Source organism: Micromonospora rubida, assembly GCF_009908295.1.
Lineage (GTDB): Bacteria > Actinomycetota > Actinomycetes > Mycobacteriales > Micromonosporaceae > Micromonospora > Micromonospora rubida.
Genome location: NZ_JAAALO010000007.1, coordinates 24,294 through 38,970, shown reverse-complemented (window position 1 = coordinate 38,970; position 14,677 = coordinate 24,294). Strand labels below are relative to the sequence as shown.

The window sequence follows — 14,677 nt, the reverse complement described above, 5'->3', positions numbered from 1 at the left end:
CAATGGCGGCATGCAGAAGATCTCGCTCGCAGCCCTCGCCCGCCAACAGGTCGATCGCGCAGCCGCCGCCGGTGGCCGTCACACCGCCGATACCGTCTACGGCGGCCACGAGAAGGTGCTACGCCAGACGGTCATCGGCATGAGCGGGGGCGCACGCCTCGCGGAGCACGAGAATCCGGGTGAGGCCACGGTGCAGGTGCTCCAGGGCCGGGTCCGCATGATCGCCGGTGAGCAGTCGTGGGAGGCGCGCACCGGAGACCTGCTCATCGTGCCCGACGCACGCCACAGTCTCGAAGCGTTGGAGGATTCCGCGATCCTGCTGACCGTTGCCAAGTTGCCCTGATCCACGGCGTCAAACAGGCCACCGGTGGGCGGGCCAACGCCCCGCCGCCGACGCTCCCGGGCGGGGGTGAACCTGCGCCTGATCGACGCCGACCGGGTGGGGACGTGCGGGCCGAGGTGACTCGGGCCTGCGGGGGAGTTCCATTTCGGTTGGCCCGGCGGGAATGGATACTCCCAGGGGTATGTTGTGACGGTCGTAGCCGCGACCCGGGATACCCCCCGGGGTATAAGTGTTAGAGTGGGAGCGGAGGTAGTTGAGATGAAGTTGCGTCCCGAGATGACCGGCGAGGCGCTGACCCGCCTGAAGCGAGCGCGAGGGCAGCTCAACGCGGTCATCGAGATGATGGAGAGCGGTCAGGACTGCCGCGAGGCGCTGACCCAGCTCGCTGCGGTGTCGAAGGCGATCGACCGGGCGGGATACAAGATCATCGCCTCCGGCATGCGGCACTGCTCCGGTGCCCGCGATCGCGGCGAGCAGCCGGAGATGACCGAGGAAGAGCTGGAGAAGCTGTTCCTGGCGCTGGCGTGATCCGCCAGGGCTGATGCCGGCGCCCCGGCGGCGTGTTCGCCGCCGGGGCGGGTAAACGCGTGTTCGAGTTCGGCCAAGGGCCACGACTGTCCCCTACATACCCCGGGGGGTATGCAGGGTGGGTGAAAGGAGTAGACGGATGACGGTGCAGGTGTCGGTCATCGCGACCTCGTCCCTCGGGGACCGCAGCTACCTGGCGACGGACGGCCGGGTGGCGGTGGTGGTGGACCCGCAGCGGGACATCGACCGGATCGTGTATCTCGCGGGCGAGAAGGGTGTGCGGATCACTCACGTGGTGGAGACACACATCCACAACGACTACGTCTCCGGCGGCCTGCAACTGGCCCGCCTGACCGGCGCGGAGTACCTGGTCTCCGCCGCCGACGAGGTGGGCTTCGACCGGATGCCGGTCACCGACGGCGACGAGGTGGCCGTGTCCGACCTGCTGCGGCTGCGGGTGGTCGGCACTCCCGGGCACACCTTCCACCACCTGTCGTACGTGCTGGACGAGGCCGGCGACGGCGGCTGCTCCCCGGTGGGGGTGTTCACCGGCGGGTCGCTGCTGTTCGGCACGACCGGGCGTACCGACCTGCTCGGCCAGCAGCACGCCCACACCCTGGCCCACCACCAGCACGACTCGGCGCGGAAGCTGGCCGACCTGCTTCCCGACGGCGCCCAGGTGTGGCCCACCCACGGCTTCGGCAGCTTCTGCTCGGCCAGCCAGGCCGACGCCCCGGAGTCGACCATCGGCCGGGAGAAGCAGGCCAACCCGGCGCTGCGGCTGGCCGCCGACCAGTTCGTCACCGAGACCCTCGCCGGGCTGGACGCCTACCCCGCGTACTACGCCCACATGGGCGTGGCCAACGCCGCCGGGCCCGCCCCGGTCGACCTCAGCCCGGTGACCCGGGCCGACGCCACCCAGTTGCGGGAGCGGATCGCCGCCGGCGAGTGGGTGGTCGACCTGCGCCACCGCAAGGCGTACGCGGACTCGCACCTCGCCGGGACGGTCAGCCTCGGCCTCGACGGGCCGATGTCGACGTGGCTCGGCTGGCTGATCGACTGGGGGGTGCCGATCACCCTCCTGGCGGAGACGCCGGAGCAGGTCGCCGACGCCCAGCGGGAACTGGTCCGCATCGGCATCGACCGCCCGGCCGCCCAGTCCACCGGAGCCCCCGAGCAGTGGGCGAACGGCCCGGCGGACCTGCGGAGGCTGACCGTCGCCGACTTCCCGGCCCTCGCGGACGCGCAGGCCGGGAACACCCCCGAGGGTCTGCCCGCCCCTCAGGTCGTCCTCGACGTGCGGATGACCAACGAGTGGAAGGCCCGCCACATCGACGGTGCGGTGCACGTGCCGCTGCCCGACCTGCCCAAGCGGCTCGGCGACGTGCCGGCCGGCACCGTGTGGGTGCACTGCGGCTCCGGCTACCGCGCCGCCGCCGCCGCGTCGCTGCTGGCCAACGCCGGCCGCGAGGTCGTCCTGATCGACGACATGTTCGGCCACGCCGAGCAGGCCGGCGTCCGGATGGCCGCCACCACCTGACCATCCCGCCCTCGTGCCCAGGCGACCGGCGCCGGCCCCGGCGCAGGGGGTGCCCCCCTGACCACTCGGGCCCGACCAGCGGAGCGGTTCGCGTCCCGTACCGAAGCGACTTTCGACGAAGGAAGAACATGACCACGACCCCGACCACCCCCTCGACGCTCGACGCGGCCACCCTGCGCGAGCTGATCGCCGCCGGGCGGACGCCCCGGCTGCTCGACGTGCGCACGCCCGGCGAGTTCGAGACCTCGCACATTCCCGGTTCCTACAACGTGCCGCTGGACCTGCTCAAGGAGCACCGCGAGGAGCTGCGCCGCCACCTCGACGAGGACGTCGTGCTGATCTGCCGCTCCGGGGCCCGCGCCGCCCAGGCCGAACAGACCCTCGCCGGGGCCGGCCTGCCCAACCTGAGGGTGCTCAACGGCGGCATCATGGCCTGGCAGGCCGCCCACGCCCCGATCGCCCAGGGCAAGCCCCGGTGGGACCTGGAGCGCCAGGTCCGCCTGGTCGCCGGGTCCATCGTCCTGGCCAGCGTCCTCGGCTCGGTGTTCGTGCCGCAGCTGAAGTGGGTCGCCGGTCTCATCGGCGCCGGCCTCACCTTCGCCGCGGTCACCAACACCTGCGCGATGGGCATGCTGCTCGGCAAGCTCCCCTACAACCGGGGCGCCAGCTGCGACCTGGACACCATCGTCGGCCAGCTCCGTGGGGGGTCGACCACCGGGCGGCGGGCATGACCGGCGGCCTCGCGCTGACCGTCGGGCTGGCCGTGCTGATCGGGATCAGCCTCGGCCTACTCGGCGGCGGCGGCTCGATTCTCGCCGTGCCGCTGCTGGTCTACGTCGCCGACCTGCCGGCCAAGGAGGCCATCGCCACCTCGCTGCTCGTCGTCGGCGTCACCAGCGCGGTCGGCGTGTTGCCGCACGCGCGGGCCGGGCGCATCCGGTGGCGCACCGGCCTGACCTTCGGCGTGGCCGGCATGACCGGCGCGTACGCAGGCGGCCGTCTCGCCGAGTTCATCCCGGCCGGGGTGCTGCTGACCGGGTTCGCCCTGATGATGCTGGCCACCGCCGTCGCGATGATCCGCGGTCGGCGCGACGCCGAGGGCCGGCCCGTGCCGCACGAGCTTCCCGCCGGGCGGGTCGTCCTCGACGGTGTCGTGGTCGGCCTGGTCACCGGCCTGGTCGGCGCCGGCGGCGGCTTCCTGGTGGTGCCGGCGCTGGCCCTGCTCGGTGGCCTGCCGATGCCCGTCGCCGTGGGCACCTCGCTGGTCGTCATCACGATGAAGTCCTTCGCCGGCCTCGCCGGCTACCTGTCCAGCGTCAGCATCAACTGGGGCCTGGCCGCCGCGGTGACCGCCGCCGCCGTCGTCGGCAGCCTGCTCGGCGGCCTGGTCGCCGGCCGGATTCCCGAGGACGTGCTGCGCAAGACGTTCGGCTGGTTCGTCGTGGTGATGGGCGTCTTCGTCCTCGCCCAGCAGCTTCCCGACGCGGTGCGGACCAACCCGCTGCTGTGGATCGCGCTCGGCCTGGCCGCCGTGGTGACGGTCGGCGTCACCGTCCGGCAGTACCGCCGGCGGGGCCGGCACACCACCCGTGAGGCCGTGGCGGCCGGACGCCGCTGAGACCCGCCTCGTGGTGCGGCGGGCGCCGGCCGCTGACGCGGGCAACGCACGGGGTGTGATCGTGCGGGTCAGCGGGCGCGCGGCCTGCGGGCCGGTCGCGTGGACGCCGCAGGGCGGGCGGCGGGCGAGCGGGGCACGCCGCCGTCGCGCAGCAGCCGGGCCATCGGCAGGGTGGCCGCGCCCATCGCGACCGCGTCGGGCCCGAGCTGGCACAGCTCGATCGAGGCCTGGGCGTACGGCTGGCGCAGCGCGTGCCGCGCGGTGGCCTCCCGGATCCGGGGCAGGAACCGCTCGCCGAGGGCCAGCCCGGCCCACCCGCCGAGCACCACCCGCTCGGGGTTGAACAGGTTGATCAGGTTCGCCACCCCGGCGCCGAGGTAGCCCACGGTCTCGTCGAGCACCGCCTCGGCGGTCTTCGTCGAGGAGCGCAGCAGCTCGCCCAGCGCGCTCTCCTCGTCGCCGCCGGCCGCCGGCCGGCCCCGGTTGGCCTGCCGGTAGCGGTCGAGGATGCCCTCCGCGCCGACGTACGCCTCCAGGCAGCCCAGGTTGCCGCAGCGGCACTGGCGACCGCCGTACGCGATGGTGGTGTGCCCCCACTCGCCGGCGCTGCTGTGCGCGCCCCGGTAGCTGACCCCGTCGGTGATCACGGCGGCGCCCACCCCGGAGCCGACCAACGCGACGACGGCGTGCCGGGTGCCCCGGCCGGCGCCGAACCACATCTCGGCCTGGCCGAGCGTCTTCGCGCCGTTGTCGACGTGCACGGGGATGTCGGTGCCGGCGCAGAGCATGGCGCCCAGCGGCACCCCCTCCCAGCCGAGCGTCTGGGCGTGCACGACGGCGTCGGCGGTGCGCTCCACCGTCCCGGAGACCGCCACCCCGAGCCCGAGCACCGCGCCGGGGTCGACGCCGGCCTGCTCGGTCACGGCGGTCAGCCCGTGCAGCAGGTGGGCCACCACCGCGCCGGGGTCGGGCTCGGCGGCGGCGATCGGGTACTCCGCCTTGGCCAGGGCGGTCATCGTCAGGTCGAACAGCTCGACCTGGATCCGGGTCTCCCCGACGTCGGCGCCGACCAGGTAGCCGTAGCTCGGGGTCACCCGCAACAGCACCCGGGGGCGGCCGCCGTCGGACTCGACCGAGCCGGCCTCCTCGACCAGCCCCTCGTCGATCACCTCGCCGACCAGGTTGCTCACGCTGGCCAGGCTCAGCGCGGTGGCCTGCCCCAGCTCGTGCCGGCTCAGCGGCCCGTCCAGCCAGATGCGGGTGAGCAGCACCGCGCGGTTGGCGCGACGCATGTCCCGCACGGTGGTGCGTCTGGCGTCCATCGGTCCGGTCCTCCCCCTGGGGCACCAACGACCGGCACCCACACCAGCATGCATCAGCACCACGATTAATGCCATGAACTAAGGTTTGAAGTATGCTGCGGACCGGCCGGGGCGACGGCCCTGCCCGGCCGGCGCCCCGGTGCGGCACCCCGCCCGGCGCGCGCCGCCGCGACCACCCCCGTCCCACCCACCTCCTGCCGTCCCGCGCCACCCCACCGGAACCCAAGGAGCACGCCCGTGGCCGACCTGACCGCCCTGCCCGCCCACTTCCGCTGGGGCGTGGCGACCTCCGCGTACCAGATCGAGGGCGCCGTCGACGCCGACGGCCGGGCACCCTCCATCTGGGACACGTTCTGCCGGGTGCCCGGCGCGATCGACAACGGCGACACCGGCGACGTCGCCTGCGACCACTACCGACGCTGGCCCGAGGACGTCGCGCTGATGCGCGGGCTCGGCGTCGACGCGTACCGGTTCTCGGTGGCCTGGCCCCGGGTGCTGCCCGAGGGCACCGGCCGGGTCAACCCGGCCGGGCTGGCCTTCTACGACCGGCTGGTCGACGCCCTGCTGGAGGCCGGCATCCGGCCGTTCGTCACGCTCTACCACTGGGACCTGCCGCAGGCCCTGCAGGACCGGGGCGGCTGGCCCGCCCGGGACACCGCGTACGCCCTCGCCGACTACGCGGCCGTGGTGGCCGGCGCGCTCGGCGACCGGGTCCGCGACTGGACGACGATCAACGAGCCGCTCTGCTCGGCCTGGATCGGCCACCTGGAGGGCCGGATGGCCCCCGGCGCCACCGACCTGGCGCTGGCCGTCCCCGCCGCCCACCACCTGCTGCTCGGACACGGCCTGGCCACCGCGGCGATCCGCGCGCACGCCACCGAGCCCGCCTCCGTCGGTGTGGTGTGCAACCTCAGCCCGATCGAGCCGGCCAGCGACCGCCCCGAGGACGTCGCCGCCGCCGCCCGCGCCGACGGGCACGTCAACCGGTGGTGGCTGGACCCGATCTTCGGCCGCGGGTACCCCGCCGACATGCTGGAGGTGTACCGCACCGCGCCGCCGGTCCGCCCCGGTGACCTGGAGACGATCGCCACCCCGCTGGAGTTCTTCGGGCTCAACTACTACTTCCGGCAGCGGGTCGTCGCCGACCCGGACGGTCCCCCGCCGTACGCCCGCCAGGTGCCGGTGCCCGGGGCCGTCGAGACGGCGATGGGCTGGGAGACCCACGCGGCGGGCCTGGAGCAGCTGCTGGTGCGCCTCGCCGAGGAGTACGGCGCCGGACCGGTGCACGTCACGGAGAGCGGCGCCGCCTGGCCGGACCGGGTGGCCCCGGACGGCACGGTCGACGACCCGGAGCGCACCCGCTACCTCGAGGAGCACCTCGCGGCGTGCGCCGCGGCGGCCCGGCGGGGCGTGGACGTGGCCGGCTACTTCGCCTGGTCACTGCTGGACAACTTCGAGTGGGCGTACGGCTACGACAAGCGGTTCGGTCTCGTCCACGTCGACTACGCCACCGGGCAGCGCACCGTCAAGACCAGCGGCCGCCGGTACGCCGAACTGATCCGCGCCCACCGCAGCGTCCTGGCCTGACCAGATCCGGTCATCCGCCCGCGCCTGCCGGGACGCAAGTGGCCCGCGGAGCACATCGGCTCCGCGGGCCACCGTCACGATCGGTGCCGCCAGGGTCAGAGCAGGCCGAGCCCCTGCACGGCCGTGCGCTCCTCCTGGAGCTCGGCCACGGACGCGTCGATGCGCTGCCGGGAGAACTCGTCGACGTCCAGGCCCTGCACGATCTCGAACCGGCCGTCGCGGGCGACCACCGGGAACGACGAGATCAGGCCCGCCGGCACCCCGTAGGAGCCGTCGGAGACGATCGCGGCCGAGGTCCAGTCGCCCTCCGGCGTGCCGTTGATCCAGTCGTGCACGTGGTCGATCGCGGCCGACGCGGCCGACGCGGCCGACGACGCCCCCCGCACCTCGATGATCTCGGCGCCGCGCTTGGCGACGCGGGGGATGAACTCGTCGGCCAGCCAGGACCGGTCGCCGATCAGCTCGGCCGCCGGGCGGCCGTCGACCTCGGCGTGGAAGACGTCCGGGTACTGGGTGGCCGAGTGGTTGCCCCAGATCGTCAGCTTCTTCACCTGCCCGACGGTGACCTGGAGCTTGCGCGCGAGCTGCGCGATCGCCCGGTTGTGGTCCAGCCGGGTCATCGCGGTGAAACGGTCCGCGGGCACGTCGGGGGCGTGCGCCTGGGCGATGAGGGCGTTGGTGTTGGCCGGGTTGCCCACCACGAGCACCTTGATGTCAGGCGCGGCGCCGGCGTTGATCGCCTCGCCCTGGGGCTTGAAGATGCCGCCGTTGGCCGCCAGCAGGTCCCCGCGCTCCATCCCCTTGGTACGGGGGCGTGCGCCGACCAGCAGCGCCACGTTGGCGCCCTCGAACGCCTGCTTCGGGTCGTCGAAGACGTCCACGCCGGCCAGCAGCGGGAACGCGCAGTCGTCCAGCTCCAGGGCGGTGCCCTCGGCCGCGCGCACCGCGGCCGGGATCTCCAGCAGCCGGAGCTTCACCCGCCTCCCGCCACCGAGCAGTTGCCCGGACGCGATCCGGAACAGCAGCGCGTAGCCGATCTGTCCGGCTGCGCCGGTGACGGTCACGGTTAGGGGCGTCTGGGCCATCAGAGCTTCTCCTGCCGAAGGGGCGGTCTGTGCCGATCAGGGGCGCAGTCACCATATCGCGAGTCCCGGACGCGAGCTCACCAGCGCCTGGTGGCCCGGGTCACCTCCCCGCCGGCCGGTTCGGTCAGGCGGGGGCGGGGGCGTGCCTGAGGCTTCGAACACCATGACCTACGTCACCACAGGGTCCCGCCCCGGACCCCCCGAAGGACCGTGACCCCGCACGACGAAGGCCGCCCCGAGGTTGGGGCGGCCTTCGTCGTCGCGCGTGCGGACCGGCGCCGGTCAGGTCATCTCGTCGTAGCGGCGGTCGATCGGCGTCGGGGCGGCAACCGGCTCCGGCGTGCCGATCGAGTCGGCGGCCTCGACCCGCTGGCCGGGGGCGACCGGGTCGTCGTCGAGCTCCAGCGGCGACACCTCGTCGTCGTCGAGCCCGGCGTAGACCTCCTTGCCCCGCCCGCGCCGCCGGTCGTTGAGGAACGCCACCCCGACCGCGCCGAAGTACAGCGCGGTCAGGCAGAGGGCCAGGGCCGTCATGCCGAACGGGTCCGGCGTCGGGGTGACCACGGCCGAGAAGGCGAAGAACACGAAGATCGCGACTCGCCACCAACTGAGCAGCCGCTTCGCGCTGGCCAGCCCGACGAAGTTGAGCATCAGCACGATGAGCGGGAACTCGAACGCCACCCCGAAGAGCAGGATCAGGTTGGTGACGAACGAGATGTACCGGGTCACCTCGAGCGTCGTCGCGATGTCGTCGCCGGAGATGTTGAGCAGGAACTCCAGCCCCTTCGTGGTGACGAAGAAGGCCAGCACCGCGCCGGCGGCGAACAGCGGCGCCGCGAGCGAGGTGAAGATGTACGCGTACCGGCGCTCGTGCCGGTGCAGGCCCGGGGCGATGAACGCCCACAGCTGGTAGAGCCAGACCGGCGCGGCGATGATCAACCCGACCCAGAGGCCGATCTTCAGGTTGAGCAGGAAGACGTCGGCGACGCCGAGCTGCACGAAGTTGCACTTGCCCGTGACCGGATCGATCGACGCCGGAAGATCGCAGTACGGCTTCGACAGCAGCTTGCGCACCGGATCCGCCAACCAGATGCCGAAGCCGAAGCCGACGAGCAGGGCCAGGGACGCCCGGAAAAGCCGGTTGCGCAGCTCACGGACGTGCTCGATGAGGGTCATCGAGCCGTCGGCGGCCCGCTCGAAGGTGCTCGGGCCGCGTTTACGCAGGGCGAAGGCCACGGTGGTGGGCCCTTCCTTCGGTCAGTTGTCGCGGACGCGCTGCACCGGGTCGATGACCGGCTGCTGTGGCGCCTGCGGCGGTGCGTACGGCTGCTGCTGCGGCTGGACGTAGGCCTGCTGCTGCGCGTACGGCTGCTGGGACTGCTGGCCGGCCTGCGGCGGCATCGGCTGGTAGGCGGCCTGGGCGTCGGCCTTCTCCGCCAGGTCGCGGTCGTCGTCGTGCAGGCTCTTCGTCTCGGCCTTGATGATCCGCAGCGAGCGGCCCAGCGAGCGGGCCGCGTCCGGGAGCCGCTTCGCGCCGAACAGCAGGATCAGCACGACCACGAGTACGGCGATGTGCCACGGTCTGAGGGCACCCATGGGAAGCTCCAGTCGCTGTGTCGTCTCTGAGGGGTGTACCGAAGCCCATCGTACGTGCGTGAGGGCTCCTTGCCACCCGCCGGGCCGTTCGGTGGTCACGGCCGGTCGATGAAGTCTCGACCAACCCCGCGCGTCCCGTCAACCATCGGAGGCCGACCGTTTCCGCGCGCTATCGCCCCAAACGCGCAAGATCGCGCGCAGGACCGACCGTCGGTCAGTGGCCGCGCTTGGCCTTGATCACCGCGAGCCGCTGCTGGGTGACGGTCACCTGCCCCTGGAGGGCCTCCGCGCGCTCCTGGAGCGCCTCCGCCCCGACCTGCAACGCCTCCGCCTCGGCCTGGCGGCGTTGCAACGCCACCGCGGCCCGCCGCAGCCGGGGCAGCCGCGCCACCACCGGCCGCACGGCCAACGCCAGCACCACGAGCGCCAACACCACCACCGCCACCACGATCCACGTCACCACGGCGGCCAGCCTACCGGGACGCCATGGACGCCGCCGGGGTGGCCGACGGCGCGGCGTCGGGAGTGGCATACGCCTCCAGGGCGGCGACCGCCTGGGCACGGACCTGCTCGGCCAGCTCCGTCGGGGCCGCCACGGTGACGTCCGGGCCCAGCCCCAGCACGAACCGCCGGGCCCAGCCGAGGTCGGTCACCCGCAGCGACACCAGCCACCGGTCGCCGTCGCCGGCCTCGACCCGCTCGCACGGGTAGTACTCGGTGATCCACCGCTCGCCCCGGCCGATCCGCAGGGTGATCAGCGGCAGGTCCGGGGAGGGCCGGAACACGCCCTCGGAGAGGTCGTACGGGCGGGCCTGCGGCGGCGCCGCCGCCGGCTCATCCAGCTCGGTCACCGCGTCGATCCGGTCGACCCGGAACAGCCGCACCGCCTCCGCGCGGCGGCACCACGCCTCCGCGTACGCCCGGCCGCCCACCATCAACATGCGCAGCGGGTCGATCACCCGCTCGGTGCTCTCGTCCCGCGCGGCCGTGTAGTAGGTGATCCGCAGCGCCCGGCCCCGCTCCACGGCGGCGCGCAGCTCCTCGACCCGCCGGCTGTCGACGGGGAGGCGCACCTCGACCGGGGCGGCGACCAGGTCACCGGCCGCGTCCTCGATCTTGGCGAGGGCCCGCTCCACGGCCTCCCGGTTGGTGACCCCCGGGGTCTCCGCCAGCATCCGCAGCGCCACCACCAGGGCGAGGGCCTCGTCCGGGGTCAGCCGGAGCGGCCGGTCGATCCCGGCGTCGTAGGTGATGGTCACCCGGTCGCCGTCGAAGGCCATGTCGATCAGGTCACCCGGGCCGTACCCGGGCAGCCCGCACACCCACAGCAGCTCCAGGTCCTCCCGCAACTGCCGCTCGGTGACCCCCAGGTCCCCGGCCGCCTCGGCGATCTCGATCCCCGGACGGGCCAGCAGGTAGGGCACCAGGTTCAGCAGCCGGGCCAGCCGGTCCGCCGAGGCCCGGTTGCCGCCGGGGCGCGCAGCCGCCGAGCGGGCAGCGGGACGGGTCATCGGGTACCTCCGGTCACGGTCAGCTCCTCGTGCCGGGCGGCAATCTCCTTGAGTCGTTGGATGACCGCCTCGCGCACCTCCGGCGGGTCCACCACCCGCACGTCCGGGCCGTACCCCACCAGCTGCCGGGCCAGGGACTCCGGGTCCGCGTACGGCAGGACCAGCCGGTCGCCGCCCGGCCCGGACGTGGCCTCCACCGCCCAGCGGCGCAGCCCCGCCGCGCGCCCCGGGGCGACCAGCACGGTCGCCCGCCCGGTGCGTTCCACCGGCCCCGACCAGCGGGCCACGTGGCTGATCAGGTCCACCCCCGCCGGCGGCTGGTAGCCGCCCGGCACGCCGGCCACCCGGACGGCGCCGACGACCCGGGAGAGCCGGAAGCAGCGGGTCGCCGCCCGGTCCAGGTCGTGGCCCACCACATACCACCGGCCGCGCCAGCAGACCACCCCCCACGGCTGCAACCGGCGGCGGGTCGGGGCGTCCCGGTCGGGCACCCGGTAGTCGAAGCTCACCTCGCGGCGGTCCCGGGCGGCGGCCGTCAGCGGCGCGAACGCCGGGTCGACCGTGACCATCGGCTCCAGGCCCAGGGTGGCCTGCGGGTCCACGTCCACCCCGGCGGCGCGCAGCTTCGCCAACCCGGACGACGCTGCGGCGGCCAGCCCGGCGTGCTGCCACAGCCGCGCGGCGATGCCCACCGCGGCGGCCTCGTCGGGCTCCAGCGGGATGTCCGGCAGCGCGTATTCCCGGTGGGCGATCCGGTAGCCGGGCTCGGCGTCGAAGACGCTCGCCGTGCCGGTCTCCAGCGGCACCCCGAGCTCCCGCAGCTCGGCCTTGTCCCGCTCGAACTTGCGCTGGAACGCTTCGTGGTCCTTCGCGTCTTCCGGATCGTGCTCGTAGCCGGGCACGGTCGCGGCGATCTGCGCGGCGGTCAGGAACCGTCGCGTCGACAACAGGCAGATCACCAAGTTGACCAGGCGTTCGGTGCGGGTCCGCGACACGGGGTGAACGCTAGCAGCCCGCGCGGCACGCCCGTGCACCCGCGCGGGCGCGTCGCGGCAACGCCTTCATCGGTGACTCTCCGTCTCCGGGCGAGGATCTCGGCGCGGTCATATGGTGACCCCATGTCGGAAACGGACGTCAAGGCCGAGAGCGTCGGGACCGTGGTGGTGGCGGGCGTGGCGAACCTCGCCATCGCCGTGGCGAAGCTGGTGGCCGGCCTGATCTCCGGCTCCGCGGCCATGCTCTCCGAGGCCGCCCACTCGGTCGCCGACACCACCACCGAGGCGCTGCTCTACCTGGCGCTGCGCCGGGGCGCGCGCCCCGCCGACGTCCGGCACCCCTTCGGGTACGGCAAGGAGAGCTACGTCTGGGCCTTCCTCGCCGCACTGTTCACCTTCGTCGCCGGCGCGGGTTTCGCCATCACCCACGGCGTCACCACCATCCTGGTGCACGAGCACAGCGGCAACTACCTCGTCTCGTACGTCGTGCTGGCGGTCTCGTTCGCCATCGAGTCGGTCTCCCTGGCCCGGGCGGTGCGGCAGATCCGCGGCGAGTCGCGGCGCTGGCGCACCACCCCCCGGCGGTTCCTGCGGCTCACCGCCGACACCGCCGTCAAGGCCGTCTTCCTGGAGGACAGCGCCGCCCTCGTGGGGCTGCTGCTGGCCGCAGTCGGCCTGACCCTGTCGCACTGGACCGGCGACGAGCTCTACGACGGCCTCGCCTCCATCGCCATCGGCGTGCTCCTGCTGGTCGTGGCCGTCGTCCTCGCCAAGGCCAACATCTCCCTGCTGGTCGGCCGGGCCATCCCCGAGCGGCTGCGCCTGGAGATCGAGCAGGAGCTCAACGGGCTGCCCGCCGTCGAGCGCATCGACACCCTGCTCACCATGCAGCTCGGCCCGGACGACATGCTGGTCGCCGCCAAGGTCGACTTCCGGGACGAGGCCACCGGCGCCGACATCGAGGCCGCCGCCGACGAGGCCGAGCGGCGCCTCATCGAGCGCTACCCGGAGATCGGCTACGTCTTCCTCGACCCCACCCCCTCCCGCCCCGAGGCCCGCCACCGCCGCGCCCGGCACACCCAGGAGGACCCGTCCCCCTGACCCCGCCGTGGCGGCACGCACCCGGGGGCCGCTAGCGTGCCGGGCATGGTGCGATGGCGGGCGGGAACCGTGACGGCGCTGCGGCGGGAGTGGACGGGCGCGGTGGAGCTGGACGTCGAGCTGACCGACGGCGGCACCATGCGGGCCCTGGCCTACCCGGAGCTGGTCGGCCGGCCCGTACCCGGCGACCGGGTGCTGCTCAACGCCGGCGCGCTGCTGATGGGCCTCGGCACCGGCGGGTACGCGCTGGTCGTGGCGCTGCCCGACCGGCTGCCGGCGGATCCGGTCGAGGCGGGCGACACCCGCGACGCCGGGCACCTGGTCAAGGCCCGCTACACCCCGCTGCAACCGATCCTGCTCGGCGTCGACGAGGAGGCCAGCCCGCACCGGGCGGCACTGGAGACCGCCGAGGACGTCGCCGGGCTGCCGGTGGTCACCGCCGACCTGCACTCCGCCCTGCCGGCGATCCTCGCCGGGGTCCGCGCCGACGCCCCCGACGCCCGGGTGGCGTACGTGCTCACCGACGGCGGGGCGCTGCCGGCGTGGTTCTCCCGCACCCTCGACGGGCTGCGCGACCAACTCGTCGGCACGGTCAGCGTCGGGCAGGCGTTCGGCGGCGACCTGGAGGCCACCACCGTGCACAGCGGCCTGCTCGCCGCCCGGCACGTGCTCGCCGCCGACGTGGTCGTCCTCGCCCAGGGCCCCGGCAACCTCGGCACGGGCACCCGGTGGGGGTACTCGGGGGTGGCCGTCGGCGAGGCGGTCAACGCGATCGCCGCCCTCGGCGGGCGGCCGGTCGGCTCGCTGCGGATCTCCGACGCCGATCCCCGCCCCCGGCACCGGGGGGTGTCCCACCACAGCCTCACCGCGTACGGCCGGGTAGCGCTCGCCCCGGCGGACCTGGTGGTGCCCGACGGCCTGGCCCCGCCCCTGGCCCGGGAGGTGGACGCCGCGCTGGCCCCGCTCGCGGGGCGGCACCGGATCGTCCGGGTGCCCACCGACGGGCTCGACGCCGCGCTGCGCGCCAGTGCCGTGCCGCTGTCCACGATGGGCCGCGGCCTGGACGCCGACCACGCCTACTTCCTGGCCGCCGCCGCCGCCGGCCGGCACGCCGCCGCGCTCGCCCACTGAGACGACCAGGGCGACAGGGCTAGGACCGGGCAGGCGACAAACCGGGCTGAGCGACGGTTCTGGCAGACGACGGACCGGGCGGGCGATCAGGCCAGGAAAATCAACGCCAGCCAGCCGCCGACGATCACCGCCAGCGCGACCGCCAGCACCCAGGTCGGCACCTTGTAGTCGCCGCGCCGGTTGCGCTCGACCTCGGCCCGGATCTTCTCGCGCCGGCGCTCGACCCAGTTCAGCTTCTCAGCGCCGCGGTCGCGCTCGGGGGGTTCAGACGTCGTCATGGCAGGGCCAGCCTACCCGGCGGGCCCCCGCCCACTGCGGCC

The 14,677-nt window shown here is 74.0% G+C and carries 16 protein-coding genes; 8 read left to right on the top strand and 8 right to left on the bottom strand.

Features of this window, described 5'->3' with window-relative positions; translation table 11 throughout:
- Nucleotides 1-10 precede the first annotated feature (10 nt).
- The 5 genes from GVV04_RS23980 (at nucleotide 11) to GVV04_RS23960 (ending at nucleotide 4,029) form a co-directional block, all read left to right on the top strand.
- Entirely contained in the window at nucleotides 11-343 is a 333-nt protein-coding gene (locus GVV04_RS23980; protein ID WP_161690690.1) for a cupin domain-containing protein, read from the top strand.
- Between the two features lie 258 nt (nucleotides 344-601).
- Nucleotides 602-871 carry a metal-sensitive transcriptional regulator gene (locus GVV04_RS23975; protein WP_091089764.1) on the top strand — a complete coding sequence of 90 codons (270 nt, stop codon included), beginning with the start codon at nucleotides 602-604 and terminating at the stop codon, nucleotides 869-871.
- 139 nt (nucleotides 872-1,010) lie between these two features.
- Nucleotides 1,011-2,411, top strand: coding sequence for an MBL fold metallo-hydrolase (locus GVV04_RS23970; RefSeq protein WP_161690689.1), 1,401 nt, complete (start codon nucleotides 1,011-1,013; stop codon nucleotides 2,409-2,411).
- Nucleotides 2,412-2,539: 128 nt separating this feature from the next.
- Nucleotides 2,540-3,142: a rhodanese-like domain-containing protein gene (locus tag GVV04_RS23965; protein WP_161690687.1), complete on the top strand. Its 603-nt coding sequence runs from the start codon at nucleotides 2,540-2,542 to the stop codon at nucleotides 3,140-3,142.
- The gene (locus GVV04_RS23960) at nucleotides 3,139-4,029 is read left to right on the top strand and encodes a sulfite exporter TauE/SafE family protein (RefSeq protein ID WP_161690685.1); all 891 of its coding nucleotides are present in this window, start codon (nucleotides 3,139-3,141) and stop codon (nucleotides 4,027-4,029) included. The genes GVV04_RS23965 and GVV04_RS23960 overlap by 4 nt, the downstream gene beginning before the upstream one ends.
- Before the next feature lie 68 nt (nucleotides 4,030-4,097).
- Here the strand turns inward: GVV04_RS23960 and GVV04_RS23955 are convergent, their stop codons facing one another.
- Nucleotides 4,098-5,351 (bottom strand): ROK family transcriptional regulator, encoded by a 1,254-nt coding sequence (locus GVV04_RS23955; protein WP_161690683.1) that lies wholly within the window; start codon nucleotides 5,349-5,351, stop codon nucleotides 4,098-4,100.
- Between the two features lie 237 nt (nucleotides 5,352-5,588).
- Here GVV04_RS23955 and GVV04_RS23950 point away from each other — a divergent pair, with 237 nt between their 5' ends.
- Nucleotides 5,589-6,938 carry a GH1 family beta-glucosidase gene (locus GVV04_RS23950; RefSeq protein WP_161690681.1) on the top strand — a complete coding sequence of 450 codons (1,350 nt, stop codon included), beginning with the start codon at nucleotides 5,589-5,591 and terminating at the stop codon, nucleotides 6,936-6,938.
- A 95-nt stretch (nucleotides 6,939-7,033) separates the two neighbouring features.
- Here the strand turns inward: GVV04_RS23950 and GVV04_RS23945 are convergent, their stop codons facing one another.
- The 6 genes from GVV04_RS23945 to GVV04_RS23920 all read right to left on the bottom strand — a co-directional run bounded on the left by GVV04_RS23945 (nucleotide 7,034) and on the right by GVV04_RS23920 (nucleotide 12,125).
- Nucleotides 7,034-8,023, bottom strand: a complete 990-nt coding sequence (locus tag GVV04_RS23945) for a malate dehydrogenase (protein ID WP_161690679.1) — start codon at nucleotides 8,021-8,023, stop codon at nucleotides 7,034-7,036.
- 282 nt (nucleotides 8,024-8,305) lie between these two features.
- Nucleotides 8,306-9,259, bottom strand: a complete 954-nt coding sequence (gene tatC, locus GVV04_RS23940) for a twin-arginine translocase subunit TatC (protein WP_161690677.1) — start codon at nucleotides 9,257-9,259, stop codon at nucleotides 8,306-8,308.
- A gap of 21 nt (nucleotides 9,260-9,280) precedes the next feature.
- Entirely contained in the window at nucleotides 9,281-9,619 is a 339-nt protein-coding gene (gene tatA, locus GVV04_RS23935) for a Sec-independent protein translocase subunit TatA (protein WP_161690675.1), read from the bottom strand.
- Between the two features lie 214 nt (nucleotides 9,620-9,833).
- Nucleotides 9,834-10,082, bottom strand: a complete 249-nt coding sequence (locus tag GVV04_RS23930) for a hypothetical protein (RefSeq protein WP_161690674.1) — start codon at nucleotides 10,080-10,082, stop codon at nucleotides 9,834-9,836.
- Between the two features lie 10 nt (nucleotides 10,083-10,092).
- Complete coding sequence (locus GVV04_RS23925) at nucleotides 10,093-11,130, bottom strand: helix-turn-helix transcriptional regulator (RefSeq protein ID WP_161690672.1); 1,038 nt, start codon at nucleotides 11,128-11,130, stop codon at nucleotides 10,093-10,095.
- A complete protein-coding gene (locus GVV04_RS23920; protein ID WP_161690670.1) occupies nucleotides 11,127-12,125 on the bottom strand; it encodes a helix-turn-helix transcriptional regulator in 999 nt (332 codons plus the stop codon). Before GVV04_RS23920 ends, GVV04_RS23925 begins: the two co-directional genes overlap by 4 nt.
- A 123-nt stretch (nucleotides 12,126-12,248) precedes the next feature.
- Between GVV04_RS23920 and GVV04_RS23915 the strand changes: the two genes are divergently transcribed.
- Both GVV04_RS23915 and GVV04_RS23910 read left to right on the top strand, forming a co-directional pair.
- The gene (locus tag GVV04_RS23915; RefSeq protein WP_161690668.1) at nucleotides 12,249-13,226 is read left to right on the top strand and encodes a cation diffusion facilitator family transporter; all 978 of its coding nucleotides are present in this window, start codon (nucleotides 12,249-12,251) and stop codon (nucleotides 13,224-13,226) included.
- 45 nt (nucleotides 13,227-13,271) lie between these two features.
- The gene (locus GVV04_RS23910) at nucleotides 13,272-14,357 is read left to right on the top strand and encodes a DUF3866 family protein (RefSeq protein ID WP_161690666.1); all 1,086 of its coding nucleotides are present in this window, start codon (nucleotides 13,272-13,274) and stop codon (nucleotides 14,355-14,357) included.
- 86 nt (nucleotides 14,358-14,443) lie between these two features.
- On the opposite strand, the gene GVV04_RS23905 is transcribed toward GVV04_RS23910, so the two are convergent.
- Entirely contained in the window at nucleotides 14,444-14,635 is a 192-nt protein-coding gene (locus tag GVV04_RS23905) for a hypothetical protein (RefSeq protein ID WP_161690664.1), read from the bottom strand.
- Nucleotides 14,636-14,677 lie beyond the last annotated feature (42 nt).